Below are 26955 nucleotides of genomic sequence, written 5' to 3'. Positions count from 1 at the left end.
TTCAGATCGTGATCGACACTGACACCAGTGGCCGGTTAACCGGCCACCTGTCATGGGCCTTGCGCCTGGAGGTCGCTGTGTCGAATCGCCTGCTGGCCTACGCACCGAAGGCGGAGACGGTGCCGCCCGCCCAGTGGCGCCGCATCGCTCCGGTCGTCCGCTCGCTGGGATTCATGGCCGTCGCAGCGGGACCCTACGGCCCAGACGTGGTCATGACACCGCTCGCACGGCTGGTCGCCTGGGTCGAGGCCCAGGGCCTCCCGCTCGAACCCTCGGTGATCCTTGACCAGAGCACCGTCGAACGGTTCATCCTCGTCGGCTGCCGCGACATGGCCGCCAACAGCCGCCGAACCTGCAGCAGCCAGCTGCGCCGGGCTTCCGAAGCGCTCTTGTTGGACCAGCTCGGACAGCATCCGCCGATCCGGCTGAAGGCCACCGCCGACCCAGTGGCCCCCTACCCGCCGGCGGAAATCGCCTACTGGCTGATCTGGGCGCAGAGCCTGCCCACCCCCGCCCAGCGGCGCAACGCCTGTCTTCTGTTCTGTCTCGGTGTTGGTTGCGGGCTCGCCGTTGAGGATCTTGTGTACGTTCGGGGGCGGGACATCCTGGCGGGCCCCACCGGCCGGACACTGGTGAAGGTGCACGGGCGCCGTCCGCGCACTGTCGTATGCCGGTACGCCTACGAGGAGCTGCTGCTGGCGGAAGCCGCCCACATCCCGGCAGACGCGTACGCCTTCCGGCCGGACTGGCAGGACCGCACCAGCAAGCACATCGCATCGAACTGGCTGGCCAGGTACCCGCGGATCATCGGCCGTTGTGACGGTGCAGTGCTGCAGACCCAGCGGCTGCGCACGACCTGGCTCGTCGATCTGCTGAATGCAGGTATTCCGCTGAAGGTGATACTCAAAGCGTCGGGGCTCGGGACCCTGCACAGCCTCTCGCGATACCTCGTCTTCCTCCACGACGTGCCCGAAGCGGAGGCATCCGATCTGTTGCGGGGGGCGGCGGCATGAGCAGGAAGAACCCGGAGGACAAACCCTGCCGGCGTACCGGCCTCGCCTTACGCCCTGCACCGCAGGCCCCCGGCCGTACCCTCAGCGACCGCGTTGTGAGGCAGGTCTTCGACCTCGTGCGCCACAGCGGAGCACTGGAACGCCTTCCCTCCAACGAGCACCGGCCAGGCCCGAAGGGCTTCCCGTTCCGCACAGTGCTGATCGGCCTGATCCTGTCGCAGTACATGGGCAAGAGCGCGAACATCAACGACGCATGGGAGACGCTCTTCTTCGCCTTGTCTCCAGGGTCCAAAGCCCTCCTTGACGTCCCCGACGTCGACCTGCACATCCGCGAGGGCGCAACCCGAGAAGAAATCGACAGCGTCGCGCACCACCAATACGCGACGTCGAAGCGCGTCTACCGGTCCTGGGCCTCGATGACCCGGCGCCTCGACCCTGCACCGCACGACCGCCGCAAGAGGCTGTCGCTCAGCGAGGCCAAGAAGATCCGCCGGAAGTGGAATGCCCGCGACAACCAGGACACCGTGCGCAACCTGGAGGCCATCGCCCAGGATCTGATCCTCGCTCCGGTGATGGCTTCCTTCCGGCGCGGCGACTTCGCTCAGTGGCCTGGCCACATCGCGGTCGACGACACTCCGGTTCCGGTCTGGGGCAAAGAGCCGGACTACCACCAGGACCGGGCCTCGCTTGAGATCACCGCCGGGATGTACGTGAAGGGAGGAACGCAGAAGAAGTCGGGGCCCAGCGGCAAAGCTGCGGCCTCCACGAACACTGGCACCCGGCGCGGCACCGCAAACAAGCCAGTGCCTCGCAAGACCAAGTCGGCCCGGGAGAAGAAGGCCAAGGCGCCGGAGAAGAGAGAGTTCCGCTACGCCATGATGGCCGCGTTCCCAGGCCATGGCCATGGCGACCTCGCTGGCGCCTACCCGGCGGTCTGCCTCGGCATGATCCTTCACACTCCCGGCACCGAACCCGGCCCGGCCGCCCTGCGCGCCATCCAGCCGGCCTTCGAACGAGGTCTGGTCAAAGACCTGTTCTGCGCCGACCGGGGCATCACCCAGGCCAAGCCTCACAACCTGCATCTGCAGCTGCTCAAACTCGGCCTCAACGCGGTGAAGCACTACAACGACGACAAGGTCGACCGGCAGGGAGAGTTCCGCGGCATGCAACTGGTCGGTGGCGAGTTCTACTGCCCGCTGATGCCCACCCCGCTCATCACCGCGGGCGCCACATACATCGACAGCCGCACGGATGAGGACCGCGCCCACGCGCTCAACCTGATCCAGTCCCGGAAGGACTACCAGACCAAGATCAAGGAGTACGGGCCCGCAGGGGACCAGCGTCGACAGTGCCCCGCCCTCGGGCTCCACGCCACGGTCACCTGCTACCGCCGGCCCCAGCCACGCCCGTCCACCGTCGTCGACCTCGACGCCCCCACTGTCCGTACCCCGGCAGCCCTGCCCACCATCCCCAGGCCCAAGCGGGACGTTCCCGTCTACCCAGACATCTGCAGGGGGAAGAGCATCACCGTCCCGGGCACCGTGTTGGCCAAGTGGCGCCAGAAATACCCCCTGTTCACCCCGCTGTGGCAGGAAGCCTGGTCCGGACTGCGCAGTCAGAACGAGGGCGGCAACGGCAACCTCAAGAAGTCCGCCCTCGACAGCATCGACAATCCCCAGCTCCGCCTGCCGCACGGACGCGTCGCACAGACCCTGCTCAATGCCGTCATCATCTTTGTGGCAAACCTCAGAGCCATCCGACGGTTCCTCCGCGACCAGGGCATCCAGCCCCGCAAAGCCAGCGCGCAGAGCGCCGCAACCCAACCCTGCGAGCCCTCCGACCCGCCCCTGGCGCGACCGCTTCCGACCGAGCAGGTCGAGCCTCCGCCACGCGAGTGACCCACCTCCGCCGCGCTCCGCCCCCTGAAAACCCCACATGCCTGCGCCACGGCTACCAGCCGTCGCGCAGGCATGTCCTGTTTCCGCAGGTGAGAGGCGTAGTACCTGGACCGCCACCGCCTCACCTCCTCATCGAGCCGATCACGAGGCTCGAGGCCCCAGAAATGACGAATTACCGGTGAGTCATATGACTCGACCGGTAATTCGTGAACGCTTCGGGACGATCTCGTGAACGTCCCCGCTGGTGTCCGAGGGGGGACTTGAACCCCCACGCCCGATAAAGGGCACTAGCACCTCAAGCTAGCGCGTCTGCCATTCCGCCACCCGGACAAGGTGTCTGTCGTGCGAGGTTTCCCTTTCGGCGGGGTTTCCCTCGCGGCGACGAAGGAAACATTACCAGGCTTTCGAGGGTGGCTGATCACCCCCGCCCCGGTGCCGGTCGGGCGTGAACGGCGTGTGACGGGCCGGGACCGGTCTTGGGGCCAGGGGCCGGGCGGAGAGAGGATGAGCGGACCGACGGCGGGACGGCTCCGGCACGACGACGGGCGGGACCGGCGGACAGCCAGTAGTGACAGCGGGAGGAAGCAGCGTGAGCGAGACGGACACGGCCAGGAGCGTCACCGGCGAGAGCGAGGTCGTGGACCTCTGCCGCGAGCTGATCGGGTTCGACACCAGCAACTACGGCGACCACTCCGGGCCCGGTGAGCGCAAGGCCGCCGAGTGGGTCGCCGAAAAGCTCGCCGAGGTCGGGCTGGAGCCGAAGATCTTCGAGTCCCACCCGGGGCGCGCCTCGACGGTGGCCCGCATCGAGGGCGAGGACCCGTCCCGGCCGGCGCTGCTGATCCACGGCCACCTCGACGTCGTGCCGGCCAACGCCCACGACTGGACCCACCACCCGTTCTCCGGTGAGGTCGCCGACGGGTGCGTGTGGGGGCGCGGGGCCGTCGACATGAAGGACATGGACGCCATGACCCTCGCGGTCGTCCGCGACCGGTTGCGCAGCGGGCGGCGGCCTCCGCGGGACATCGTGGTCGCCTTCCTCGCGGACGAGGAGGCGGGCGGCACGTACGGCGCCCGCTACCTGGTCGACCGCCACCCCGAGCTGTTCGAGGGCGTCACCGAGGCGATCAGCGAAGTGGGCGGCTTCTCCTTCACCGTGAACGAGCAGCGGCGGCTCTACATGATCCAGACGGCCGAGAAGGGCATGCACTGGATGAAGCTGACCGTGGCCGGTACGGCAGGGCACGGGTCGATGATCCACCGCGACAACGCCATCACCGAGCTGTCGGAGGCCGTCGCCCGGGTCGGCCGGCACACGTTCCCGGTCCGGGTCACCAAGACCACCCGGGCCTTCCTCGACGAGCTGGGCGACGCGCTCGGCACGGAGCTGGACCCGGAGGACATGGAGTCCACCCTCGCCAAGCTCGGCGGTCTCGCCAAGCTGATCGGCGCCAGCCTGCGGAACACCGCCAACCCGACCCAGCTGAACTCCGGGTACAAGGTCAACGTGATCCCGGGCGAGGCCACCGCGCACATCGACGGACGGTTCCTGCCGGGCCACGAGGAGGAGTTCCTGAGCGACCTCGACCGGCTGCTCGGGCCCCACGTCCGCCGCGAGGACGTGCACGCCGACAAGGCCGTCGAGACCAGCTTCGACGGCGCCCTGGTGGAGGCCATGCGGTCCGCGCTGCTCGCCGAGGACCCCACCGCCAAGGCGATCCCCTTCATGCTCTCCGCCGGTACGGACGCCAAGTCCTTCGACGACCTCGGCATCCGCGGTTTCGGCTTCGTGCCGCTGAAGCTGCCGCCGGAGCTGGACTTCGCCGGCATGTTCCACGGCGTGGACGAGCGGGTGCCGGTGGACGGGCTGCAGTTCGGCGTGCGGGTGCTCGACCGTTTCATCGACGCGTCGTGAGGTTCTGACCTCGGGTAATCGGGCAGTCGTACGAGATCGACTGAGAAGGGTGAATGCGACGATAGGCTCGTAGCTTCATTAGTTCCTCCTCGTTACTGGTGATGTGATCCCCGCACCTTGGGATCGCATTGCCAACAAGGAGGAATAATGATCAAGAAGGTCGTCGCTGCTGCGGCTGCCACCGGTGGGCTGGTTCTCGCGGGCGCGGGCCTCGCCGTCGCCGACTCCGGTGCCCAGGGTGCCGCAGTGCACTCCCCGGGTGTCCTCTCCGGCAACGTCATTCAGGTGCCCGTGCACGTCCCGGTGAACGTCTGTGGCAACACGGTCAGCGTGATCGGGCTTCTGAACCCCGCCTTCGGCAACGCCTGCATCAACAAGTGACGTCGGCTCCCTGAGGGGGCGTCTTTTACGAGCCGTCGGCCTCGGAGTGCGCGCCATGCGCTCCGAGGCCGACCGGTCTTTTCCGGCACCGGTCCCTTTCCCGGACCGGTCGTTCCGGGAATTCGCAGGCAATCGAAGGCAGGGGGGAATTCAATATGCGACAGGGCACCCGCAAGGGCCTGTTGACCATGGCCGCAGCCACCGGTGTGATCGCCGCCGCGAGCGGCTACGCCCACGCCGACTCCGGCGCGCAGGGCACCGCCACCGGTTCACCCGGCGTACTGTCCGGCAACACGGTGCAGGCGCCGGTCCACGTCCCGGTGAACGTCTGCGGCAACACCGTGAACGTCGTCGGGCTCCTGAACCCGTCGGTGGGCAACACATGCGCCAACCACGGTGGCGGTTCAGGGGGTTACGGCGACACGGGCGGCCACACCGGCTCCGGCGGCTCGCACGCGGACGGCCACACCAGCGACTCACCGGGCGTCGGCTCCGGCAACACCGTGCAGGTGCCGATCGACGCCCCGGTGAACGCCTGCGGCAACAGCGTGAACGTCATCGGCGCCGGGAACGCCACCACGGGCAACGACTGTGCCAACGGCGGCGGCGGTCACCACACCCAGCCGCCCGGCGACGGACACGGCAATCCGCCCGGCGACGGACACGGCAATCCGCCCGGGAAGCCGGGGCAGCCTGGTCATCCGGGGCAGCCCGGCCACCCCGGCACTCCGCACCACCCGGGCAAGCCGGGTGAGCCCGGAACGGGCACGCCGCCCAAGGGCGGCCACCCGTCTCACGGCTCGCCCCAGGGCTCGACCCAGGTCGAGGCGCACGGCGGCGGCTCGGCCGGATCCCCGGCCGGCGCCCAGCTCGCGCACACGGGCAGCGACGTACCGCTGGGCCTCGCGCTGCCGGTCGGCGCGGGCGCGCTGCTCGCGGGTGCGGTGCTCTACCGCAAGGCGCGGGCCGCGGCGTAACGGCGACGCCGGTCGCGAAGGCGGTACAGCCCGGCAACAAGGCCGTACCGCCCGGCACGACGGAGCGGGCCCTGCCATGCCGGCGGGGCCCGCTCCGTTCATGTGTTCTGCCTCACCACGTGGCTCGCACCTGGCGGATGATCCGCCGGCGCAACCGCACCCTGCGGCTGCCGTCGCGCAGCAGGCTCAGTCGGTCCAACTCCCAGTGTCCGTACTCGGCATGGTCCGTCAGCAGACGTGTGGCCTCCTTGCGGGACACCCCGCGAGGCACGTACACGTCGACAAATTCGTATTCCGGCATCGCATCTATTGTGCGGGCTGGTGCCCGGTACGGATAGCGTCTGCACTATGTCTGATGCTGCGCAGCCCACCGCTGCCGAGGTACGCGCCGCCGTCGAGGCGGTCAAGACCGCGCTCGACCGTCATCTGGCGGCGGTCGAACGCAGGTCGGGGGAGGACGACCCGGCCGTGTCCGAGGCGTTCAACCAGCTGGCCGCGGCCGCCGAGGCGTACGACGAGCTGCTCTACGACCGCTACGACGAGGTCACGCCCTTCGAGATCCCGGGTGCGGAGGACACGCTGCCGCCGTACGCGGGCCCCGAGGAACCGAACGCGATCAGCGTGCTGATCCGCCGCGACTACATCGTGGCGGAACCCCAGCGGCTGGTGGCGCAGGCCCAGCGGGTCGAGGCGGCGGAGTACCAGGACATCGGCGGCAGCGACGAGAGTGCCGAGGGCACGGTCCCCGGGGCGCTGGGCACCCTCTTCGGCGAGTTCGAACCGGACGAGATCGCCTCCCGGCACAAGGAGTTCGGCCTGGAGGAGGGCGACTCCACGCTCTGGGTCACCGCGGCGGAGGAGACTCCCGAGGCCGGGGAGTGGCTCGAGGCGCCGTTCGAGCACGTCGATCCGCAGCAGGTGGTGTGCCGGTTCGACGTCAGCGCGATGTTCGACGAGGAGGACGCGGACGAGGACGGGTCCGACGAGGAGGACGATCTCGAGTTCGTCGAGGCCGGGGACGAGGACGTGGAGCCGCTCGGCACCGAGAAGTGAGGCCGGCGGCGGTGCCGTGAGGGCCTGGGGCCGCTGCGGCACCGCCGGTGTCCGGGAGAAGGGGCGGTGTCAGCCCGCCGTCGGCACCTGGGTGCGCAGCAGCGTCTGGAGCCGTGTCGTACGGGGCTTGGCCGGGATCTGAGCGACCGCCTTCGGCAGGGCCTGTTCCACCCCGTGGACGACGGACAGGTGCCGCTCCGCCCGCCCGAACGCCGTGTACACCCACGGCCTGCTCAGGGCCTGCGCGGCGTCGCCGGGCAGCACCACGACCGCCGCCGGCCAGCGGACGCCCGCCGCCTGGTGCGCGGTCAGCGCCCAGCCGTGCCGTACTCGGTCCTCCACCCGCTCGGGCGGTACGACGACGGCGACGCCCGCGCACGTCAGGTGCAGCCCGTCGGCGTCGGCCCGCACCACCACGCCCGGCACCCAGCGGCCCGGAGCGGGGCAGTGCACGATCCGGTCGCCCGGGTCGAAGCCGCCGAAGCGGCCGGGACCGGGATGGAGGCGCTCCTTCAGCGCGGCGTTGAGGGCGCGGGTGCCCGCGGCGCCGCCATGGCCCGGGGTGATCACCACGGTCTGCTCGGCCGGCACGCCGATCGCGCGCGGCACCGAGTCCGCGACCAGCTGCACCGTCCGGTGCACGGCCTCGCCCGCGTCCCGCACCGGGACGATGACGATCTCCTTGCCCGGCGCGTCCACCTGGTTCAGCTCGCCGGCGCCGACACCGGAGACCAGCTCGCCGAGCGGACCGGGGTCGGGGACCCGGGAGGCGATCTGGGGGCAGGCGCGGGCGGCGAGGAGATCCGCGAAGACCCGCCCGGGGCCGGTCGACCACAGCACCGCGGGGTCCCCGCTGAGCACCAGTCGCGCCCCGTCCGGCAGCGACTCCACCAGCATCGCGGCGCTCTCCACATCCAGCTGGGGGGCGTCCAGGACGATCAGCAGGTCGAGTTCCAGCGCGCCGTCCGTGTCCCGGCCGGGGCCCTCGGCGCCGGACAGCAGACCGGCGACCGTGCCCACGCTTCCCTCCGCCGGCTCCGGTTCCTCGCCCAGCAGCGCCGCGAGGCGGTGGCGGCCGTCGGGCATGTGGCAGGCGGCGAAGACCCGCAGACCCGCGGCACGGGCGGCACGGAGCAGCGCGGCCGGTTCGGCGCGGGCCGCCTCTGCGCCGGTGTGCAGCACCAGGCCGTGCCCGGCGGCCGCGCGGACCAGCTCGGCCGCGCCGCCGAAGGCGCCGGAGGCGGCTGCCTCCCAGGCCTGCTCGGCGTCCTCGGAGAGGGAATTGACCAGCCGGGCCAGGCCGTCGGCGAGGCTCTCCTCCGCCAGCGCGTACCGCTCCAGGCCGACGAGGACCCGGACCGGCCGCTCCGTGTCGTCGTCCTCGGAGTCCGCGTCCTGAGGGGCCGGGGCTCCCGGCTCGTCCAGCGCGTCCTGGAACATCAGGGCCTCGCCCTCGGCGAGGGCGCTCTGCACCGCGGCGTCCGGGTCGGGCACGCCCTGCCGGCCCAGTGCCGCGGTGAGCGTGGGCAGTTCCAGGGCGGTGTGACCCGCCACGGCGGCCTGCTCCAGCAGCCAGGCGGTCAGCGCGCGGCCCCGCCGCTCGTCGTCCGGGCCGCAGTCGGCGCCGAGCAGCGCCCGCGCGAAGCCGTCGGCCTGCTCGGGCCGTACTCCGCCGACGCGCAGCAGCCGCCACGGGTCCTCCCGGAGCGCGTCGCCCGCGCCCTCGCCCAGCGCCGCCGCCACCCTCGGGGCCAGCGCGTCGGGCGCGCCGCCCTCGGCCAGGATGCGGCGCACGGCTTCCACGGCCTCCGGGGCGGGCGCGTCGGACACGGCGGCGACAGGGACCGGCTGCGGCCGGCGCACGGGCTCCGGGGCCGGGCGGCGCGGGGCCGGCGCGGGCTCGGTGAACACCGTGGCCGCCGGCTTCTCGCCGCTCTCCACCGCCCGTACCGCGGCGAGCAGGTCGGCCGCCTTGCCGCTGAGCTTGGCGCCGCTCTCGATGGGGCCCTTCCTGTCGGCCTTGCGCCGCTCGATCCGCTCCCGCTCCATCCGCTGCGCGGCCAATTCGGCGTCCGCCTCGGACAACTCGGCCGCGGCGCCACCGGCATCGGACGAGACGCCGTCCGCGTTCTCCGTGCCGGTTGTGCCCTCGGTGCCGTCCGCGTTCTCCGTGCCGGCTGTGCTCTCGGTGCCGTTCTCGAGGTCCGGGCCACCCGTGCCGCGCTCACCGCCCCCGGAGCCCTTGGTGTCCGCGGCGTCTCCGGTCCCCGTGGCGCCCTCGGTCTCCTCGGCGCCCGCGACCACCGCGGCGCCCGCAGTGCCCTCGGTCTCCTCGGCGTCGTCCGCCGTTGCGTCGCCGTCCGCACGGCTCTCCTCGGGTGCGGCGTTCCGCCCCGCGGCCTCCGGGATGTCCGGCGTCCCCGGCCCGGCTTCCTCCGTGGTCTCCGGCTCCGTGCTCACAGCGTGCTCCAGTCGTGATCGGGATAGCGGTGCACGGGCGCCGACACATCGTCCAGCGCCCGGCAGATCTCGTCAGGAAGACTAAGGGCCTCCACTGACAACGCCGCCGTGAGCTGCTGCGCGTTGCGCGCGCCGACGATCGGCGCGGCCACGCCCGGCCGGTCCCGGACCCAGGCGAGGGCCACCTGGAGCGGGGTGACCGCGAGCCCGTCGGCGGCCGTCGTCACCGCGTCCACGATGCGTGTCGCCGTGTCGTCGAGGTACGGCTCGACGAACGGCGCCAGATGCTCGGAGGCGCCGCGCGAGTCCGGGGGAGTGGTGTGCCGGTACTTGCCGGTCAGCACGCCCCGGCCGAGCGGGGAGGAGGGCAGCAGGCCGATCCCCAGGTCGAGTGCGGCGGGCAGCACCTCGCGCTCCACGCCCCGCTGGAGCAGCGAGTACTCCATCTGCGTGCCGGCGAGCCGGGTGCGGCTGCCCGGCGCCGCGAGCTGCCAGGTGGCCGCCTTGGCGAGCTGCCAGCCGCAGAAGTTGGAGACGCCGGCGTACCGGGCCCGGCCGCTGCTGACCGCCAGATCGAGGGCCTGGAGCGTCTCCTCGAGCGGGGTCTCGGGGTCGAAGGCGTGGAGGTGCCACAGATCGACGTAGTCCGTGCCCAGGCGGGCCAGGGAGGCGTCGAGCGCGGCGAGCAGATGCCCGCGGGAGCCGTCGCAGCGGCGGTCGGGGTCGGGCACGCTGCCCGCCTTGGTGGAGATCACCAGGTCCCGGCGCGGCACCAGCCCGTCTGTGAGCTGTCCGAGCAGGTACTCCGCCTCTCCGCCGCCGTACACGTCGGCGGTGTCGACGAGGGTGCCGCCGGCCTCCCAGAACGCCTTCAGCATGTCCGCGGCGTCGTGCTCGTCGGTGTCCCGGCCCCAGGTGAGGGTGCCGAGTCCGATGCGGGACACGCGCAGGCCGGTACGGCCGAGATGCCTCTGCTCCATGCGGGCGAGATTACTGGCCAGAGCCGGTGCGGTGGGTTGCCTGTGGACAACCGGTCGCCCGCGGCCACGGCGCCACCGGACCGAAGGCACCCGCGGCTCCCCAGGGGCGCGGGGGACCGCGCGACCAGCCATGACCACCCGCCCCCGGGAGCCGGCCCGCACCCCTTCGTACCCTGCCCCGGAAACCCGCCGCACGCTAAGGTCGCCCCGACAGGGACGTTACTCACGGGTAAGGGGAATCGCGCATGCAGCTCGGGATCAACCTCGGCTACTGGGGTGCCGGAATGGACGGGGACAACCTGGCGGTGGCGCAGGAGGCCGACCGGCTGGGCTTCTCCGTGTGCTGGGCCGCCGAGGCGTACGGCTCCGACGCGGCCACCGTGCTCAGCTGGGTCGCCGCGCAGACCGAGCGCATCGACGTCGGCTCGGCCATCTTCCAGATCCCGGCCCGGCAGCCGGCGATGACCGCGATGACGGCGGCGACGCTGGACTCCCTCTCCGGCGGCCGGTTCCGGCTCGGCCTCGGCGTCTCCGGGCCGCAGGTCTCCGAGGGCTGGTACGGCGTCAAGTTCGACAAGCCGCTGGCGCGCACCCGCGAGTACGTCGAGATCGTCCGCAGGGCGATGACCCGCGAGCGGCTGACGTACGAGGGCGAGCACTGGACGCTGCCGCTGCCCGGCGGCCCGGGCAAGCCGATCAAGCTGACCGTGCACCCGCAGCGCGAGCACATCCCGCTGTACATCGCCGCGATCGGCCCGAAGAACCTGGAGCAGACCGGTGAGATCGCCGACGGCGCTCTGCTGATCTTCCCCGCCGCCGACCACCTCGAGGACACCACGCTGAAGTACCTGCGGGCGGGCCGGGAGAAGGCGGGCAAGACGCTCGACGGCTTCGACGTGTGCCCGACCCTCCCGCTCGCCGTCGGCGACGACAAGGACGTGGCCCGCCTCGCGGACACCTTCCGTCCCTACACCGCGCTGTACGTCGGCGGCATGGGCAGTGCCAAGCAGAACTTCTACAACCAGCTCGCGCAGCGCATGGGGTACGAGAAGGAGGCGGCGGAGATCCAGCAGAAGTACCTGTCCGGGGACAAGCAGGGCGCCGCGGCCGCGATCCCGCAGGACCTCATCGACAAGACCACGCTGCTGGGCTCCGTCGACCGCATCGCCGACCGGATGAAGGCCTACGCCGCCGCCGGGGTCACCACCCTCAGCCTCGCCCCCGCCGGATTCACGCTGGACGAGCGGATCGCCTCCCTGCGGGCCGGCAGCGAGGCGCTGGAGCGTGCCGGTCTCGCGTAGCACCGAGGGGATTTCAGCGGCCGTGGTGGGGGCTCGGGGGGTCTTCCCCGCCACGGCCGTCACGGGGAACAACGCGCCCGGCGCGGCGCGGTTACGACCCCCGTGGTCCTTCTTTCGGCCGAGTCGGACCGCATCCCTGTTGCAGGTCCTCTCTGTCCGCATTTGACTCTTTCTTTGCGGAATCCTGCAGAGAGGTGTCTGCCATGCTGTCGGCCAAAAGTCTGTTCCAGGAGATCCTCGACAACGACGAGTCCTTCCGGCTCTTCTGCTCGATCGCCGCCGGCGGCGAGTCCCAGGGCGGCTGGGAGAACGGCCGGATCGCCGCGCTGGTTCCGCAGAGCCAACGGGCACTGGCCCCGAAGATCGCCCGCCACGGCGCCGACGAGGACAAGCACGGCCGCATCTTCAGCGCCCTGATGAGGAAGCGCGGCCTCACCCCCGTCCCCGTCCCGCCCGAGACCGACTACACGATGCTCCTGGAACGGCGCGGCATCGGCCTCGCCCACGCCAGGCTCAGGCGGGAGACACCGCTCACCGAGCGGGACGTCATCGTCTACCTGGCACACAGCCGGGTCACCGAACAGCGTGCCTCCGAGCAGATGGAGCTGCTCCTCAGGCACTTCGCCCACCACCCCGAGATCGGCAGGGCCGTCCGCATGATCGCCAACGACGAGGCCCACCACCTCGCCTACACGCACGAGGAACTGCTGCGCTTCGCCGCCGCCGGGTACGGCCGGCTGATCCAGCGGACCCTGCGCGCGTGCGCCCTCGCCGAGATCCGCGTCTACCGGGACGTCAGCCTCGCCGTGATGGCCCACATGGCCCGCGTCATCGGCTGGCCGAGGGCCAGGTCCGTACTGCTCGCGGTGGGCATCCACGCCGTCTACGTCTACGAGCGCCTCGTCGGCTGGCGCCGCATGGTCACCCTCAGCATGCCCCGGCGCCGCAACGCCCTGGGCGGCCCCGCTACGGCCGCCCCCGAGTACGCCTGAGGCGGCTCACAGCCAGCCGCGCCGTTTGAACAGGCGGTAGAGCAGCACCTCGAGAACGGCCATCACCATGATCACCGCCGGATACGACCACAACCAGTGCAGCTCGGGCATGTGGTCGAAGTTCATGCCGTAGATCCCCGCGATCATCGTGGGGACCGCGGCCATCGCCGCCCACGCGGAGATCTTCCGCATGTCGTCGTTCTGCCGCACGCTCATCTGCGCCAGGTGGGCCGAGAGGACGTCCGACACCAGCCGGTCCAGGCCGTCCACGGACTCGTTCACGCGCGCGAGGTGGTCGTTCACGTCCCGGAAGAAGGGGCGCGCCTTGTCGTGCACGAACGGCACCTCGCCGCCGAGCTGCCCGATGCCGGCCAGCCGGGTCATCGGCACGGTCAGCGGCCCGGTGGCCCGCCGGAACGCCAGGACCTGCCGTTTGAAGGTGTAGATCCGGGACGCGGTGTTGCGCGAGCCGCCGGCCTCCGGCTGGAACACCTCCGCCTCCAGCTCCTCCAGATCGGTCTGCAGCTCCGTCGCCACCTCCAGATAGTGGTCGACGACGGCGTCGGAGACCGCGTACAGCACCGCGGTGGGGCCCTTGTCCAGCATCTCGGGCTCCTCCTCCAGCCGGCGCCGTACGGCGGCGAGCGGCGAGCCCGCACCGTGGCGGACGGTCACCACGAAGGAGTCCCCGATGAAGATCATGATCTCGCCGGTCGAGACGGTGTCGCCCTCGGGTTCGTAGACCACCGGCTTGAGCACCAGGAACAGGGAGTCGTCGTACACCTCCAGCTTGGGCCGCTGATGCGCCTTGAGCGCGTCCTCGACAGCCAGCGGATGCAGCCCGAACTCCTGGGTGACCAGGTCGAACTCCCGCTCCGACGGCTCGTGCAGACCGATCCACACGAAACCGCCCTCCGCCCGCGCCTCGTCGAGCGCGTCGGACAGGTCCTCGGGTCCCTCGCTGCGGTGCCCGTGCCGGTAGATGGCGCAGTCCACGATCACGCGGCGCATCTCCTTTCGCCCGCCCACCGCCGCACAGCGGTGAACACCTACTCTTGCCGCATGCCCACGCTGATCCTCGTAAGGCACGGACGTTCCACCGCCAACACCTCGGGCGTGCTCGCCGGCTGGACGCCCGGCGTCGCCCTGGACGAGCGCGGCGCCGCGCAGGCCGCCGCGCTGCCCGGCCGGCTCGCGGGCCTGCCGATCGCCGAGGCGGTCGTCAGCCCGCTCCAGCGCTGCCAGGAGACCGTACGGCCGCTGCTGGAAGCCCGCCCGGAACTGCGCACCCACACCGATGAACGGATCGGGGAGTGCCACTACGGCGACTGGACCGGCCGCAAGCTCGCCGAGCTGAAGGACGAGCCGCTGATGGAGATCGTGCAGGCCCACCCGTCGGCCGCCGCCTTCCCGGGCGGGGAGTCCATGCGGGCCATGCAGACCCGCGCCGCCGAGGCCGTACGCGAGTGGAACGCGCGCGTGGAGCGCGAGCACGGCGCCGACGCCGTCTACCTCATGTGCTCCCACGGCGACATCATCAAGTCCCTCGTCGCCGACGCCCTCGGCCTGCACCTCGACCTCTTCCAGCGAGTCTCCGTGGAACCGTGTTCCATCACCGTGATCCGTTACACGCGCCTCAGGCCGTTTCTCGTCCGCCTCGGCGACACCGGCGATTTCGCCTCGCTCGCCCCGCGCGAGGACCGCGGCGAGGGCGACGCACCGGTCGGGGGTGGTGCGGGCGCACCGTGATCGTCGGCCGCAGTAGGGTGAAGCGATCCACACTGTCGTCGTGTTCGCATGGCCCGCACCGCTGAAACTCTCGAATCCAATGGAGACAGGACGTGTCCCGTCAGGTGTTCCTCTACGACCAGCCGGACCGCTTCGTGGCCGGCACGGTCGGACTGCCCGGGCGCCGTACCTTCTTCCTCCAGGCCACCGCAGGCCCCCGGGTGACCAGCGTGACCCTGGAGAAGACCCAGGTCGCCGCACTCGCCGAGCGCATGGACGAACTGCTCGACGAGGTCGTACGGCGTAGCGGCGGCAGCGCCGCCGTGCCCGCCGTGGCGCCCTCGGAGATCGCCGACACCGCCCCGCTGGAGACCCCCATCGAGGAGGAGTTCCGCGTCGGCACCATGGCCCTCGCCTGGGACGGCGAGGACCAGCGCATGATCGTCGAGGCTCAGGCCCTCGTCGAGCTGGACGCCGACACCGAGGAGGACCTCGCCGAGGCCGAGGAACGGCTCCTCCAGGACGAGGAGAACGGGCCCCCGATGCTGCGGGTCCGGCTGACCGGCGCGCAGGCCCGGGCCTTCGCCAAGCGCGCCCTCGACATCGTCAACGCCGGGCGGCCACCGTGCCCGCTGTGCAGCCTCCCGCTCGACCCGGAAGGACATGTATGTCCGCGCCAGAACGGATACCGCCGCGGAGCGTGACGGCCGCCGACGCGGAGGCCGACACGGAGCCCGCCGAGCTGCTCGCACGGGGTGAACTCACCGTGCGCGGGCGGATCCGCGAGGCGTCCAACGCGGCACTGTTCTGCACGGTCGCCCTCGACGGCCGGGAAGCCACCTGTGTGTACAAGCCGGTGGCAGGGGAGCGCCCGCTGTGGGACTTCCCCGACGGCACCCTGGCCGGCCGTGAGGTGGCCGCCTACGAGGTGTCCGAGGCCACCGGCTGGGGGCTCGTACCGCCCACCGTGCTGCGCGAGGGGCCGTACGGCGAGGGCATGTGCCAGCTCTGGATCGACGCGACCCCCGACGCCGAGCTGCTGGCCCTGGTCGACGGCGAGGAGCCGGAGCCGGGCTGGAAGGCGATCGGGCCGGCCGAGATCGGCGAGGGCCGCACCGCGCTGCTGGTGCACGCCGACGACGAGCGGCTGCGCCGGCTCGCCGTCCTCGACGCCGTGATCAACAACGCCGACCGCAAGGGCGGCCACCTGCTGCCCACCGCCGACGGCCGCCTCTACGGCATCGACCACGGCGTCACCTTCAACGCCGAGAACAAGCTGCGCACGCTGCTGTGGGGCTGGGCGGGGGAACCGCTCACCGCGGAGGCCGTCGACGTCCTCGGGGGACTGCGGGACGCCCTGGGCGCACAACTGGGTGAGCGGCTGGCCCCGCTCATCACGGCGGTCGAGATCGACGCCACGCGCGCGCGGGTCGACGCGCTGCTCACCTCCGGCCGGCACCCGGAGCCGAGCGGTCAGTGGCCCGCCATCCCGTGGCCGCCGGTGTGAGGGGCACGGCCGGTGCAAGCACGATCCGGCCCGATGTACAAGAGCGCCTAACAGGCCATCCGGCCCGATCCCGTTCGTAACGGCGGCTGGACGCCGGTTAGGCTCATGTACATGCATGCCTGGCCCGCTTCCGAGGTCCCCGCCCTGCCTGGTCAGGGCCGCGACCTGAGGATCCACGACACCGCGACCGGCGGCCTCGTCACCCTCGACCCCGGTCCCGTCGCCCGTATCTACGTCTGCGGCATCACGCCGTACGACGCGACCCACATGGGTCACGCGGCGACCTACAACGCGTTCGACCTCGTTCAGCGCGTGTGGCTCGACACCAAGCGGCAGGTCCACTACGTCCAGAACGTCACCGACGTCGACGATCCGCTGCTGGAGCGCGCGGACCGGGACGGCGTCGACTGGGTCGCCCTCGCCGAGAAGGAGACGGCCCTCTTCCGCGAGGACATGACCGCCCTGCGGATGCTCCCGCCCCAGCACTACATAGGCGCCGTCGAGGCGATACCCGGCATCGTCCCGCTCGTGGAACGGCTGCGTGAACTCGGCGCCGCCTACGAGCTGGAGGGTGACATCTACTTCTCCGTCGAGTCCGACCCGCACTTCGGCCAGGTCTCGAACCTCGACGCGGCCGCCATGCGGCTGCTGTCCGCCGAGCGCGGCGGCGACCCGGACCGCCCGGGCAAGAAGAACCCGCTCGACCCGATGCTGTGGATGGCGGCCCGCGAGGGCGAGCCCAGCTGGGACGGCGGCACCCTCGGCCGGGGCCGGCCCGGGTGGCACATCGAGTGCGTGGCCATCGCCCTCGACCACCTCGGCATGGGATTCGACGTCCAGGGCGGCGGCTCCGACCTGGCCTTCCCGCACCACGAGATGGGCGCCTCGCACGCCCAGGTGCTCACCGGCGAGTTCCCCATGGCCAAGGCGTACGTCCACGCCGGCATGGTCGCCCTGGACGGCGAGAAGATGTCGAAGTCCAAGGGCAACCTGGTCTTCGTCTCGCGGCTGCGCCGCGACGGCGTCGACCCGGCCGCCATCCGGCTGTCCCTGCTGGCCCACCACTACCGCGCCGACTGGGAGTGGACCGACCAGGTCCTCCAGGACGCCGTCGACCGCCTCGGCCGCTGGCGCGCGGCCGTGTCCCGGCCCGACGGCCCGTCCGCGGACGCCCTGGTCGAGGAGATCCGCGAGGCCCTCTCCAGCGACCTCGACGCCCCCGCCGCCCTGGCGGCGGTGGACCGCTGGGCGGCTCACCAGGAGCAGGAGGGCGGCACCGACACCGGCGCCCCCGGCGTCGTCACGCGTGCTGTGGACGCGCTGCTCGGGGTGGCCCTGTAGACGCCGCGAGGACGAGCGCCCCGTAAGGGGCGCGGGGAACTGCGCGATCAGGCCACTACGGACCGTCGGACGCCCGACGGCCTGTAGTGGCACCCCACAGCGCGTCGGCAACAAGAAGAAGGGGCGCTTCCCGACACGGGAGGCGCCCCTTCGCCGTACCTCAGTCCTCCGAACCGTCCTCGTCATCCTCCTTGGCCCCGCCGCCGGAGGCAGGGGGCCGCGGCTTCCCGCCCGGAGGGCCCACGTCCCGGCGCCGCAGATACCGCTCGAACTCGCGGGCGATCGCCTCGCCCGAGGCCTCCGGCAGCTCGGCGGTGTCCCGGGCCTCCTCCAGCGTCTGCACGTACTCGGCGACCTCGCTGTCCTCGGCGGCCAGCTGGTCCACCCCCACCTGCCAGGCTCGGGCGTCCTCGGGCAGCTCGCCCTGCGGGATGCGCAGGTCCAGCAGGTCCTCCAGGCGGTTGAGCAGCGCCAGAGTGGCCTTCGGGTTGGGTGGCTGGGACACGTAGTGCGGGACGGCCGCCCACAGCGACACCGCCGGGACACCGGCGTGCGTGCACGCCTCCTGCAGGACGCCGACGATGCCCGTAGGGCCCTCGTACTTGGTCTCCTCCAGGTCCATGCGCTGGGCCAGGTCCGGGTCGGACGTGACCCCGCTGACCGGCACCGGACGCGTGTGCGGGGTGTCACCGAGCAGGGCGCCCAGGACGACCACCAGCTCCACACCCAGCTCGTGCGCGAAGCCGAGCAGCTCGTTGCAGAACGAGCGCCAGCGCATGGACGGTTCGATCCCGCGGACCAGCACCAGGTCGCGCGGCTTCTCGCCGCCGACGCGGACCACCGACAACCGGGTCGTCGGCCAAGTGATCTTGCGCACACCGCCGTCCATGAACACCGTGGGGCGGTTCACCTGGAAGTCGTAGTAGTCCTCGGCGTCGAGCGCCGCGAACACCTCGCCCTTCCACTCGCGTTCCAGATGCGCGACCGCCGTGGAGGCGGCGTCGCCGGCATCGTTCCAGCCCTCGAACGCGGCCACCATGACTGGGTCGATCAGCTCGGGAACCCCCTCCAGCTCGATCACCCAGTGCCTCCTTCCGACGTGCCCTCGCTTGACTCACCAACCTTACGGCGTCCGGCGGGGGCGCCCGCAGCCCCCTTCGCACGGGGCAGTGAACGGATCACTGCCCCGTTCACCACCGTGGAACACCCCCGGTCAGCCGGGAGACCCGACCGCTCGGTCCGGACGATTCACAGGGTGCTGCGCAGCCACTGCTCGACGCTCGCGATGTGCACCGTCGCCCAGGAGCGCGCCGCCTCCGCGTCCCGGTCGCGCAGTGCGCCCAGGATCGCCCGGTGCTCGCGCAGGGTCCGGCCCACCGCGTCCTCCTGGGTGAGCCCGCGCCAGATCCGGGCCCGCGTGGTGGGCCCCGACAGGCCGTCCAGCAGCGAGCACAGCACCGAGTTCCCGGAACCACGCACGATGCCCCGGTGGAACTCCAGGTCGGCGGCGACGAGTTCCTCCACCGAGGGATCGGTGCCGAGCGCGTCCAACCCCGCCGCCAGGGCGTCCAGTTGCCGCTCGTCGATCCGCGAGGCCGCCATCGCGGTCGCGGCCGGCTCCAGGATGCGGCGCACCGCCAGGAACTCCAGCACCGTGTCGTCACGGTGGAAGTCCACGACGAAGCTCACCGCCTCCAGCAGCAGTTGCGGATCGAGGCTGGTCACATAGGTGCCGTCGCCCTGGCGCACGTCCAGGATCCGGATCAGCGACAGCGCCCGTACGGCCTCCCGCAGGGAGTTGCGGGACAGGCCCAGCTCGGCGGCCAGCTCACTCTCCCTCGGCAGCCGGTCACCGGGCCGCAGCGCACCCGAGACGATCATGCCCTTGATCTTCTCGATCGCCTCGTCGGTGACTGCCATGACCGGCCTCCCTGTCGCCAGACATCGGATGTCTCAGCCACATTATGCGGGGATGACCTGGGGCTGTTCGGGTGAGCGCGGCGGCCGGGCGCCCGGCTCAGCCCACCGCCAGCTCCAACTCCAGCAGCCACTCCACCACTTCGGTGTGATGGCGGGCCTGCCGCGGATCCTGCCCCCACACGTACAGCCCGTGACCGGCGACGACCACCGCCGGCATCCGGGGGTCGCGGGCCGCCTCCAGCCGGTCGCCCAGTTCCCGCATGTCCTGGCTGTTGGCTATGACCGGCAGGCGCACCTCGGTGTCGTGGGCGGGCTGGCCGACGCCCTTGAGCATCTCCAGGTCCCGCAGGACGATCCCGCCGGGCTCCCGGCGGCCCATGGCCACCGACGCCACCGTGTGCACGTGCACCACCGCGCCCGCGCCCGTCAACGCGGCCACGCGCGCGTGCAGTTCGGCCTCCGCCGACGGCCTTCCGCCCTGCACGGCGGCACCCCGCTCGTCCACCAGCACCACGTCGTCGGGCGTCAGCTCTCCCTTGTCGCGGCCGCTCGCGGTGACCGCGAGCCGCAGCGGATCCCGGGAGAGCACCACGGACAGGTTGCCCGAGGTGCCCCGCATCCAGCCGAACGCGGCGAAACGGGCGGACTCCGCGGCGAGCACCGCCCCCGCCGCCTTCAGGTCGAGCGCGCTGATGCCGTCGGTCACGTGATGCTCCTCGAGACGGTGATCCCCTCGAACGTCCTCGCCTGCGTGTGGTCGCCGACTCCCTGCTCGTCGTACGGCTCCCCGGGCCGCCGTACCCCGACGGTGTGCCAGCCCGCCGTCCTGGCCGCGTCCAGCTCGCCCGGCCGGTCGGAGAGGAACAGCAGCCGCTTCGGCGCCCCACCCGTCCCCGCGGCGATACGGCGGTACGACTCCGGCTCCTGCTTGGGCCCGGCGTTCTCGGTGTCGTACCAGCCGTGGACCAGCGCCCGCAGGTCGCCCTGCGGCGCCGCGGAGAACCACGCCCGCTGCGCCGCCACCGACCCGGACGAGAACACGTACAGCCGCACGCCCGCCGTGTGCCACGCGCGCAGGACCGGGACGACGTCGTCGTAGAAGTGCGAGACGAGGTCACCCCGCGCGAAGCCCTCGGACCAGATGACGCCCTGCAGGGTCTTCAGCGGAGTCGCCTTGCGGTCCTCGTCGAGCCAGGCGTTCAGCGTCTTCTCGATCCGTACGGCGTCGGCGTCCGGATCGCCCGTCAGCTCCCGTACCTGCGCCACCGCCCGCGCCACCTCCGGCTCGTCGGCACGCTCGGTGAGCAGCGCGGCGAACCGGGAGCGCGAGTAGGGGTACAGCACGTCCACGACGTACCCGGTCGCGCTCGTGGTGCCCTCGATGTCGAGCACCACGGCGTCCACGTCGAAGCGGAGGCTCACCGTTCGTACCCGGCGGCGATCGTGTCGTGGTCCGGGAAACGGGCGGCGATGGCGGAGCCGGTGAAGGTGCCGATCCAGCCGTCCTCCTCGTGGAAGAAGCGGATCGCGGTGAACGACGGCTTCGTGCCCATGTCGAACCAGTGCGTGGTGCCGCGCGGCACACCCAGCAGGTCGCCCCGCTCGCACAGGACCGCGTGCACCTCGCCGTGCACGTGCAGGTAGAAGACGCCGGAGCCGGAGACGAAGAAGCGGACCTCGTCATCGTCGTCGTGGGTGTGCTCCTGCAGGAACTTCTCGCGGGCGGCCTTCGCCTTCACCGGGTACTCGGGGTCGTCGCCGGGGTGCAGGCCGAGCACGTCGACGGTGGTGAAGCCCTCCTCGGCGTTCAGCCGGTCGATCTCCGGCCGGTACGCGGCGAACACCGTCTCGCTGCCGGCGTCGAACGGCACGTCCTCGCGGACCGGCCACTGCTCGTAGCGCACGCCGAGGGGCTTGAGGGCGGCCGCGATCTCGGCGGGGTCCGAGGTGCGGCGGAGCACGGTCCGGGGACCGGACTCGGGCCAGGTCGTCAGTAAGGTCATGGCGGCAGCTCCAGGAGCGACGGGGCGGGCAGGCCGGATACCGAGACAAGCACCCCAGGGGCCGCGGCGGAAGAGGGCCTTCGGCGGCCGGCGGGACCGCGTGTTCGCCGCGTACGCCCCGTGACGGTCCCCACCGGGCGAGGCGCCCGGCGCAGGAGAAAGGGGCGGCTCCGTCGGTACGGAGCCGCCCCTCCCGGTTTCCCGGCCCCGGTGCGGCGGGGCCGGTCCGCGGCGGTCACCGGCCCTGGTCAGGGAAGAGGCCGGTGGCCGTGGCCTACTTCTTGTCGAGCAGGTCCTGGACCTTGGCGCGGACCTCGTCCGTGGCCAGGCCCCGGATGGTCAGCGTCGTCCGGCGGCGCAGCACGTCGTCCGTCGTCTCGGCCCACTCGTGGTCCCGGGCCCAGACGACCTGCGCCCAGATCTCCGGGGCGTCCGGGTGGACGCGCTCGGCCAGCTCCGGGTTGTCGTTCGCCATGCGGGCGATGTCGAAGGCCAGCGAACCGTAGTGGGTGGCCAGGTGCTTGGCCGTGTCGGCGGCCATGCGCGGGCCCGGTGCCGGATGGTCCACCAGGAGGCGGTGCGCGACCGCGCGCGGGTTGGCGACACCCGGCAGCGGCAGCTTCTTCGGCAGCGAGGAGATCGGCTCGAAGTCGTCACCGAGCGGGTGGCCCGGCAGCTCCTCCAGCTTCTGCATCACCGTGCGGCCGATGTGCCGGAAGGTGGTCCACTTGCCGCCCGCGACGGACAGCATGCCGCTCTTGCCCTCGGTGACCACGGTCTCGCGCTTGGCCTTGGCGGTGTCGCCGGGGCCGCCCGGCAGCACGCGCAGACCGGCGAAGGCGTAGGTGATCAGATCGCGCTTGAGCTGCTGGTCCCGGACGGAGAACGCGGCCTCGTCCAGGATCTGGGCTATGTCCTTCTCGGTGACGGACACGTCCGCCGGGTCGCCCTCGAACTCCTCGTCGGTGGTGCCGAGCAGCAGCATGTCCTCCCAGGGGAGGGCGAAGGTGATGCGGTACTTGTCGATCGGGGTGGCCAGCGCGGCCTTCCACGGGGAGGTGCGCTTGAGGACCAGGTGCGCACCCTTGGACAGGCGGATGGACGGGGCCGCGTTCGGGTCCTCCATCCGGCGCAGGTGGTCGACCCAGGGGCCGGTCGCGTTCAGCACCAGGCGGGCGTTGACGCCGAACTCGTCACCGGAGGTCCGGTCCTTGAGGTCGGCGCCGGTGACCCGGCCGTTGGTGAAGCGCAGGCCGGTGACCTCGGCGTGGTTGAGGACGACCGCGCCCGCCTCGACGGCCGCGCGGACCGTCATCAGCGCCATGCGGGCGTCGTTCATCTGGTCGTCGCCGTACACGGCCACGGCCTTGAGGTTCTCGGTGCGCAGCTCGGGCACGTCCTGCGCCGCCTTGGCGGGGGAGAGCAGGTGGCCCACGCCGTCACCGAAGGCGGAGAGCGCGGAGTAGGCGAAGACGCCCGCGCCGAGCTTCGCCGCGCCGTGCGGCCCCCCCTTGTACACGGGGAGGTAGAAGGTGAGCGGGTTCGCCAGGTGGGGGGCCACCTGGCGGGAGACCGCACGGCGCTCGAAGTGGTTCTCCGCCACCAGCTTCACCGCGCCGGTCTGCAGGTAGCGCAGACCGCCGTGGAGCAGCTTGGAGGAGGCGGAGGAGGTGGCGCCGGCGAAGTCGCCGGCGTCGACCAGCGCCACCCTGAGGCCGGACTGCGCGGCGTGCCAGGCGGTGGAGATGCCCAGGATGCCGCCGCCGATCACAAGAAGGTCGTACGACGCCTTGGCGAGCTGCTCCCTGGTCTCGGCTCGGCTCGGGTTGGAGCCGGAGGCCGGGTGCATTCCCAGGGCAGGCACGGTCTGCAGGGTGGACTGACTGGTCATTTCGGGTACTTACTCCTCGTCAGAGATGTCTGAGCCGTCTTGAGCCGCTCAGCTCTCGTCCTCGATCCAGCCCATGGTCCGGTCGACGGCCTTGAGCCAGTTCTTGTACTCACGGTCGCGGGTCTCCGCGTCCATGCGGGGGGTCCATTCGGCGGCCCGGCGCCAGTTGGCGCGCAGTTCGTCGGTGCTGGACCAGAAGCCGACGGCGAGGCCGGCGGCGTAGGCGGCGCCGAGGCAGGTGGTCTCCGCGACCATCGGGCGCACCACGGGCGCGTCCAGGACGTCGGAGAGCGTCTGCATCAGCAGGTTGTTGGCGGTCATGCCGCCGTCGACCTTGAGGGTCACCAGCTCGTCGCCGGAGTCCTTGACCATGGCGTCGGCGATCTCCCGCGTCTGCCAGGCGGTGGCCTCAAGGACGGCGCGCGCGAGGTGCGCCTTGGTCACGTACCGGGTCAGACCGGCGATCACACCGCGGGCGTCGGAGCGCCAGTGCGGGGCGAACAGACCGGAGAAGGCCGGTACGAAGTAGGCTCCGCCGTTGTCCTCGACCGAGAGCGCGAGCGTCTCGATCTCGGCGGCGGTGGAGATCAGGCCCATCTGGTCGCGCATCCACTGCACCAGGGAGCCCGTGACGGCGATCGAGCCCTCGAGGGCGTAGACCGTCGGCTGGTCGCCGATCTTGTAACCGACCGTGGTCAGCAGACCGGCGTAGGAGTTGATGATCTTGTCACCGGTGTTCATCACCATGAAGGTGCCGGTGCCGTAGGTGGACTTGGTCTCGCCCTCGGCGAAACAGGTCTGGCCGAACAGGGCCGCCTGCTGGTCGCCGAGCGCGGAGGCGACCGGGATGCCGCCGAGGAGGTCGCCGAGCTTGCCGCCGGTGACCTCGCCGTAGACCTCGGCGGAGGAGCGGATCTCGGGCAGGATCTGCATCGGCACGCCGATGGACTCGGCGATCTTGTCGTCCCACTGCATCGTGTGCAGGTTCATGAGGAGGGTACGGGAGGCGTTGGTGACGTCGGTGACGTGCTTGCCGCCGTTGACACCGCCGGTCAGGTTCCAGATGACCCAGGTGTCCATGGTGCCGAAGAGGATGTCGCCGGCCTCGGCGCGCTCCTGGAGACCGTCGACGTTGTCGAGCAGCCAGCGGGCCTTGGGCCCGGAGAAGTAGGAGGCCAGCGGGAGGCCGGTCTCACGGCGGAAGCGGTCCTGGCCGACGTTGCGGCCCAGCTCCTTGCAGAGGCTGTCGGTGCGGGTGTCCTGCCAGACAAGGGCGTTGTAGACGGGCTCACCGGTGTTCTTGTCCCACAGCACGGTGGTCTCGCGCTGGTTGGTGATGCCGATGGCCTTGATGTCGTCACGGGTGATGCCGGCCTTCTCGATGGCCCCGGCGACGACTTCCTGGACGTTGGTCCAGATCTCGTTGGCGTTGTGCTCGACCCAGCCCGGCTTCGGGAAGATCTGCTCGTGCTCCTTCTGGTCGACGGAGACGATCCGGCCGTCCCGGTCGAAGACGATGCAGCGCGACGAAGTCGTGCCCTGGTCGATGGCCGCGATGAACGGGCCTGCGGTGTGAGCGTCGGTCACTGTGTGCTCCTGAAAGATCCGTGTGAGGGGGCTGTACGTACGGCGCGTGCGCGAAGTGCGGTGCTTGTCTAGGCGAATGCGACGTTGTAGATGCCTGCGGCGATCGCGCCGCCGATCAGCGGACCGACCACCGGGATCCAGGCGTAGCTCCAGTCCGAACCGCCCTTGTTGGGCAGGGGCAGCAGGGCGTGCACGATGCGCGGGCCGAGGTCACGGGCCGGGTTGATGGCGTAGCCCGTCGGGCCGCCCAGCGAGAGACCGATCGACACCACCACGAGCGCGGTGATCAGACCGCCGAGGATGCCGAGGCCGTTGCCCTGGTCGTTCAGGCCCTGCGTGAGGACCGCGAGGATCAGCACCACGGTGCCGATGATCTCCGTGGCCAGGTTCTGCACCACGTTCCGGATCTCCGGACCGGTGGAGAAGACACCGAGGACCGGGCCGGCCCCCGTCTCCTGGGCCTCGACGGCCTTGGCCTCGGTGGCCTGCGCACCCGGGCCGCCGACGATCTCCTTGTCGGTCAGGTGCGCGTGGAACTGGCCGTAGTAGGTGATCCACACCAGAGCCGCGCCGATCATCGCGCCGAGCAGCTGGCCGGCGAGGTAGGTCGGAACGTTGTTCCAGGCGTTGTCCTTGATCGCCAGGGCGACGGTGACAGCCGGGTTGAGGTGGGCTCCGGACAGCGGTCCGGAGATGTACACGGCCGTCAGGACGGCGAAGCCCCACCCGAAGGTGATGGCGAGCCAACCGGCGTTACGGGCCTTTGAGGCCTTCAGGGTCACAGCGGCGCAGACGCCGCCGCCGAGCAGGATGAGTATGGCGGTACCGATGGTCTCGCCGATGAAGATGTCGGAGCTGGACACCCGCGACTCCTTTGTCCTTCGTCCAGGGGTAGCCGAACCCCGGGTCCCTCCGGGGGTCTGGCGCCCTCGGGGGTGAGAGCGATGAGCTGGCCTCTGGCGTTGTCACACTCTAGCGCGTATTGCCGGTAGGTGTTCGACAATGCCGACCGATGGACGGGAGTCTTGCTTCGGCGTTACGCGTGCGTCAAGAGTTCTGTTATCGAAAACAGGATCGTTATTGATCGCTGCCGGTTATCGCTCTTCATGCGCTGACGTACCTTCTCGCCCTATATGTCCATTTCAGGGTATGGCGAGAACCGGGACGCCGCCCGGCGTCCCGGTCATGTCCGCGGCAGCGCGCGGCGCTCAGAAGCGGCCCGCGCCCAGGTCCCTGGAGACGGCGCGGGCGCAGTCGCGCACCGCGGCGATCAGTTCGGGGCGCAACTCGCCCTCCGGGCACAACCGCTCCACCGCGCCCGTGATGCCGACCGCGCCGACGGGCATCCGGCGCCGGTCGTGGATGGGCGCGGCGATCGACGCCACCCCTTCCCAGGTCTCCTCCACGTCGGCCGCGTAACCACGCGCGCGCGTGATGTCGAGGAGGTGCTCGAAGTCGCCCGGATCGCACACCGTGCGGTCCGTGAAGGGCTTGCGGTCGGCCTCCATCGCCTCGCTGTGCGCCACCGGGTCGTACGCGGAGAGCACCTTGCCGAGCGCGGTGGAGTGCAGCGGCTGCATGGCGCCGATCTCCAGTACCTGCCGGCTGTCGTCCGGCCGGAAGACGTGATGCACGATCAGCACGCCCTGCTGGTGCAGGACGCCCAGGTACACGCTCTCCCCGCTGGAGCGGGCCAGGTCGTCGGTCCACACCAGGGCCCGGGCCCGCAGCTCGTGCACGTCCAGGTAGGTGGTGCCGAGGCGCAGCAGTTCCGCCCCCAGCTGGTAACGCCCGGAGATGTCGTCCTGCTCCACGAACCCCTCCTGCTGGAGGGTGCGCAGGATGCCGTGGGCCGTGCCTTTGGCGAGGCCCAGCGAGGAGGCGATGTCCGACAGGCCGAGCCGCCGTTCGCCGCCCGCCAGCAACCGCAGCATCGCGGCCGCCCGTTCGAGCGACTGGATGTTCCGTGCCATCCCCGTCCTGCCTCCGTCCCCTTCGACTCCCGACG

The 26955-nt window shown here is 71.2% G+C and carries 25 protein-coding genes and 1 tRNA gene; 12 read left to right on the top strand and 14 right to left on the bottom strand.

Features of this window, described 5'->3' with window-relative positions:
• Positions 1-8 precede the first annotated feature (8 nt).
• Both ACZ5CW_RS12695 and ACZ5CW_RS12690 read left to right on the top strand, forming a co-directional pair.
• Complete coding sequence (locus ACZ5CW_RS12695) at positions 9-1013, top strand: hypothetical protein (RefSeq protein WP_351335839.1); 1005 nt, start codon at positions 9-11, stop codon at positions 1011-1013.
• Entirely contained in the window at positions 1010-2911 is a 1902-nt protein-coding gene (locus tag ACZ5CW_RS12690; RefSeq protein ID WP_351335842.1) for a hypothetical protein, read from the top strand. Before ACZ5CW_RS12695 ends, ACZ5CW_RS12690 begins: the two co-directional genes overlap by 4 nt.
• A gap of 242 nt (positions 2912-3153) precedes the next feature.
• Here ACZ5CW_RS12690 and ACZ5CW_RS12685 read toward each other — a convergent pair.
• Positions 3154-3241, bottom strand: a tRNA-Leu gene (locus tag ACZ5CW_RS12685).
• A gap of 259 nt (positions 3242-3500) precedes the next feature.
• Between ACZ5CW_RS12685 and ACZ5CW_RS12680 the strand changes: the two genes are divergently transcribed.
• The 3 genes from ACZ5CW_RS12680 (at position 3501) to ACZ5CW_RS12670 (ending at position 6184) form a co-directional block, all read left to right on the top strand.
• Positions 3501-4826 carry a M20/M25/M40 family metallo-hydrolase gene (locus ACZ5CW_RS12680; protein ID WP_468600388.1) on the top strand — a complete coding sequence of 442 codons (1326 nt, stop codon included), beginning with the start codon at positions 3501-3503 and terminating at the stop codon, positions 4824-4826.
• Between the two features lie 147 nt (positions 4827-4973).
• Positions 4974-5207: a chaplin ChpH gene (gene chpH, locus ACZ5CW_RS12675; protein ID WP_468600386.1), complete on the top strand. Its 234-nt coding sequence runs from the start codon at positions 4974-4976 to the stop codon at positions 5205-5207.
• A gap of 155 nt (positions 5208-5362) precedes the next feature.
• The gene (locus ACZ5CW_RS12670; protein WP_468600384.1) at positions 5363-6184 is read left to right on the top strand and encodes a chaplin; all 822 of its coding nucleotides are present in this window, start codon (positions 5363-5365) and stop codon (positions 6182-6184) included.
• Positions 6185-6296: 112 nt separating this feature from the next.
• Here ACZ5CW_RS12670 and ACZ5CW_RS12665 read toward each other — a convergent pair whose 3' ends face one another.
• Positions 6297-6485, bottom strand: coding sequence for a DUF5703 family protein (locus tag ACZ5CW_RS12665; protein ID WP_014671721.1), 189 nt, complete (start codon positions 6483-6485; stop codon positions 6297-6299).
• A gap of 47 nt (positions 6486-6532) precedes the next feature.
• On the opposite strand from ACZ5CW_RS12665, the gene ACZ5CW_RS12660 reads away from it, so the two are divergent.
• Positions 6533-7237 carry a hypothetical protein gene (locus tag ACZ5CW_RS12660; RefSeq protein ID WP_468600382.1) on the top strand — a complete coding sequence of 235 codons (705 nt, stop codon included), beginning with the start codon at positions 6533-6535 and terminating at the stop codon, positions 7235-7237.
• 69 nt (positions 7238-7306) lie between these two features.
• Here the strand turns inward: ACZ5CW_RS12660 and ACZ5CW_RS12655 are convergent, their stop codons facing one another.
• The gene (locus ACZ5CW_RS12655; RefSeq protein ID WP_468600380.1) at positions 7307-9697 is read right to left on the bottom strand and encodes a helix-hairpin-helix domain-containing protein; all 2391 of its coding nucleotides are present in this window, start codon (positions 9695-9697) and stop codon (positions 7307-7309) included.
• The gene (locus tag ACZ5CW_RS12650; RefSeq protein WP_468600378.1) at positions 9694-10677 is read right to left on the bottom strand and encodes an aldo/keto reductase; all 984 of its coding nucleotides are present in this window, start codon (positions 10675-10677) and stop codon (positions 9694-9696) included. The genes ACZ5CW_RS12655 and ACZ5CW_RS12650 overlap by 4 nt, the downstream gene beginning before the upstream one ends.
• Before the next feature lie 245 nt (positions 10678-10922).
• On the opposite strand from ACZ5CW_RS12650, the gene ACZ5CW_RS12645 reads away from it, so the two are divergent.
• Together ACZ5CW_RS12645 and ACZ5CW_RS12640 are read left to right on the top strand one after the other, a co-directional pair.
• The gene (locus ACZ5CW_RS12645; protein ID WP_468600376.1) at positions 10923-11978 is read left to right on the top strand and encodes an LLM class F420-dependent oxidoreductase; all 1056 of its coding nucleotides are present in this window, start codon (positions 10923-10925) and stop codon (positions 11976-11978) included.
• Between the two features lie 203 nt (positions 11979-12181).
• On the top strand, positions 12182-12970 hold the full coding sequence (locus ACZ5CW_RS12640; protein ID WP_468600374.1) for a ferritin-like domain-containing protein: 789 nt from the start codon (positions 12182-12184) through the stop codon (positions 12968-12970).
• 6 nt (positions 12971-12976) lie between these two features.
• Here ACZ5CW_RS12640 and corA read toward each other — a convergent pair whose 3' ends face one another.
• Positions 12977-13972 carry a magnesium/cobalt transporter CorA gene (gene corA / locus ACZ5CW_RS12635; RefSeq protein ID WP_468600372.1) on the bottom strand — a complete coding sequence of 332 codons (996 nt, stop codon included), beginning with the start codon at positions 13970-13972 and terminating at the stop codon, positions 12977-12979.
• 60 nt (positions 13973-14032) lie between these two features.
• Between corA and ACZ5CW_RS12630 the strand changes: the two genes are divergently transcribed.
• The 4 genes from ACZ5CW_RS12630 (at position 14033) to mshC (ending at position 17546) form a co-directional block, all read left to right on the top strand.
• Complete coding sequence (locus tag ACZ5CW_RS12630; RefSeq protein WP_468600370.1) at positions 14033-14719, top strand: histidine phosphatase family protein; 687 nt, start codon at positions 14033-14035, stop codon at positions 14717-14719.
• 92 nt (positions 14720-14811) lie between these two features.
• Complete coding sequence (locus ACZ5CW_RS12625) at positions 14812-15402, top strand: DUF3090 domain-containing protein (protein ID WP_468600368.1); 591 nt, start codon at positions 14812-14814, stop codon at positions 15400-15402.
• Entirely contained in the window at positions 15366-16205 is an 840-nt protein-coding gene (locus tag ACZ5CW_RS12620; protein ID WP_468600366.1) for an SCO1664 family protein, read from the top strand. The genes ACZ5CW_RS12625 and ACZ5CW_RS12620 overlap by 37 nt, the downstream gene beginning before the upstream one ends.
• Before the next feature lie 111 nt (positions 16206-16316).
• On the top strand, positions 16317-17546 hold the full coding sequence (gene mshC, locus ACZ5CW_RS12615) for a cysteine--1-D-myo-inosityl 2-amino-2-deoxy-alpha-D-glucopyranoside ligase (RefSeq protein WP_468600364.1): 1230 nt from the start codon (positions 16317-16319) through the stop codon (positions 17544-17546).
• Positions 17547-17706: 160 nt separating this feature from the next.
• Here the strand turns inward: mshC and ACZ5CW_RS12610 are convergent, their stop codons facing one another.
• The 9 genes from ACZ5CW_RS12610 to ACZ5CW_RS12570 form a co-directional block, all read right to left on the bottom strand.
• Positions 17707-18627, bottom strand: coding sequence for a PAC2 family protein (locus ACZ5CW_RS12610; protein ID WP_468600362.1), 921 nt, complete (start codon positions 18625-18627; stop codon positions 17707-17709).
• 167 nt (positions 18628-18794) lie between these two features.
• Positions 18795-19466 (bottom strand): FadR/GntR family transcriptional regulator, encoded by a 672-nt coding sequence (locus tag ACZ5CW_RS12605; protein WP_468600360.1) that lies wholly within the window; start codon positions 19464-19466, stop codon positions 18795-18797.
• Positions 19467-19563: 97 nt separating this feature from the next.
• On the bottom strand, positions 19564-20172 hold the full coding sequence (gene mtnB, locus ACZ5CW_RS12600) for a methylthioribulose 1-phosphate dehydratase (RefSeq protein ID WP_468600358.1): 609 nt from the start codon (positions 20170-20172) through the stop codon (positions 19564-19566).
• Entirely contained in the window at positions 20169-20888 is a 720-nt protein-coding gene (gene mtnC, locus ACZ5CW_RS12595) for an acireductone synthase (RefSeq protein ID WP_468600356.1), read from the bottom strand. Before mtnC ends, mtnB begins: the two co-directional genes overlap by 4 nt.
• The gene (locus ACZ5CW_RS12590; protein WP_468600354.1) at positions 20885-21469 is read right to left on the bottom strand and encodes a 1,2-dihydroxy-3-keto-5-methylthiopentene dioxygenase; all 585 of its coding nucleotides are present in this window, start codon (positions 21467-21469) and stop codon (positions 20885-20887) included. The genes mtnC and ACZ5CW_RS12590 overlap by 4 nt, the downstream gene beginning before the upstream one ends.
• Positions 21470-21743: 274 nt before the next feature.
• Positions 21744-23360, bottom strand: a complete 1617-nt coding sequence (locus ACZ5CW_RS12585) for a glycerol-3-phosphate dehydrogenase/oxidase (protein ID WP_468600352.1) — start codon at positions 23358-23360, stop codon at positions 21744-21746.
• Between the two features lie 48 nt (positions 23361-23408).
• A complete protein-coding gene (gene glpK, locus ACZ5CW_RS12580; protein ID WP_468600350.1) occupies positions 23409-24947 on the bottom strand; it encodes a glycerol kinase GlpK in 1539 nt (512 codons plus the stop codon).
• A 68-nt stretch (positions 24948-25015) separates the two neighbouring features.
• Positions 25016-25810: an MIP/aquaporin family protein gene (locus tag ACZ5CW_RS12575; protein WP_468600348.1), complete on the bottom strand. Its 795-nt coding sequence runs from the start codon at positions 25808-25810 to the stop codon at positions 25016-25018.
• Positions 25811-26155: 345 nt separating this feature from the next.
• Positions 26156-26920, bottom strand: coding sequence for an IclR family transcriptional regulator (locus tag ACZ5CW_RS12570; RefSeq protein ID WP_468600346.1), 765 nt, complete (start codon positions 26918-26920; stop codon positions 26156-26158).
• Positions 26921-26955: the final 35 nt, after the last annotated feature.

This window comes from Streptomyces sp. NPDC031379, from assembly GCF_055569615.1.
Note: the sequence above shows the minus strand (reverse complement) of the source record. Positions and strands in the feature narration are given on the sequence as shown.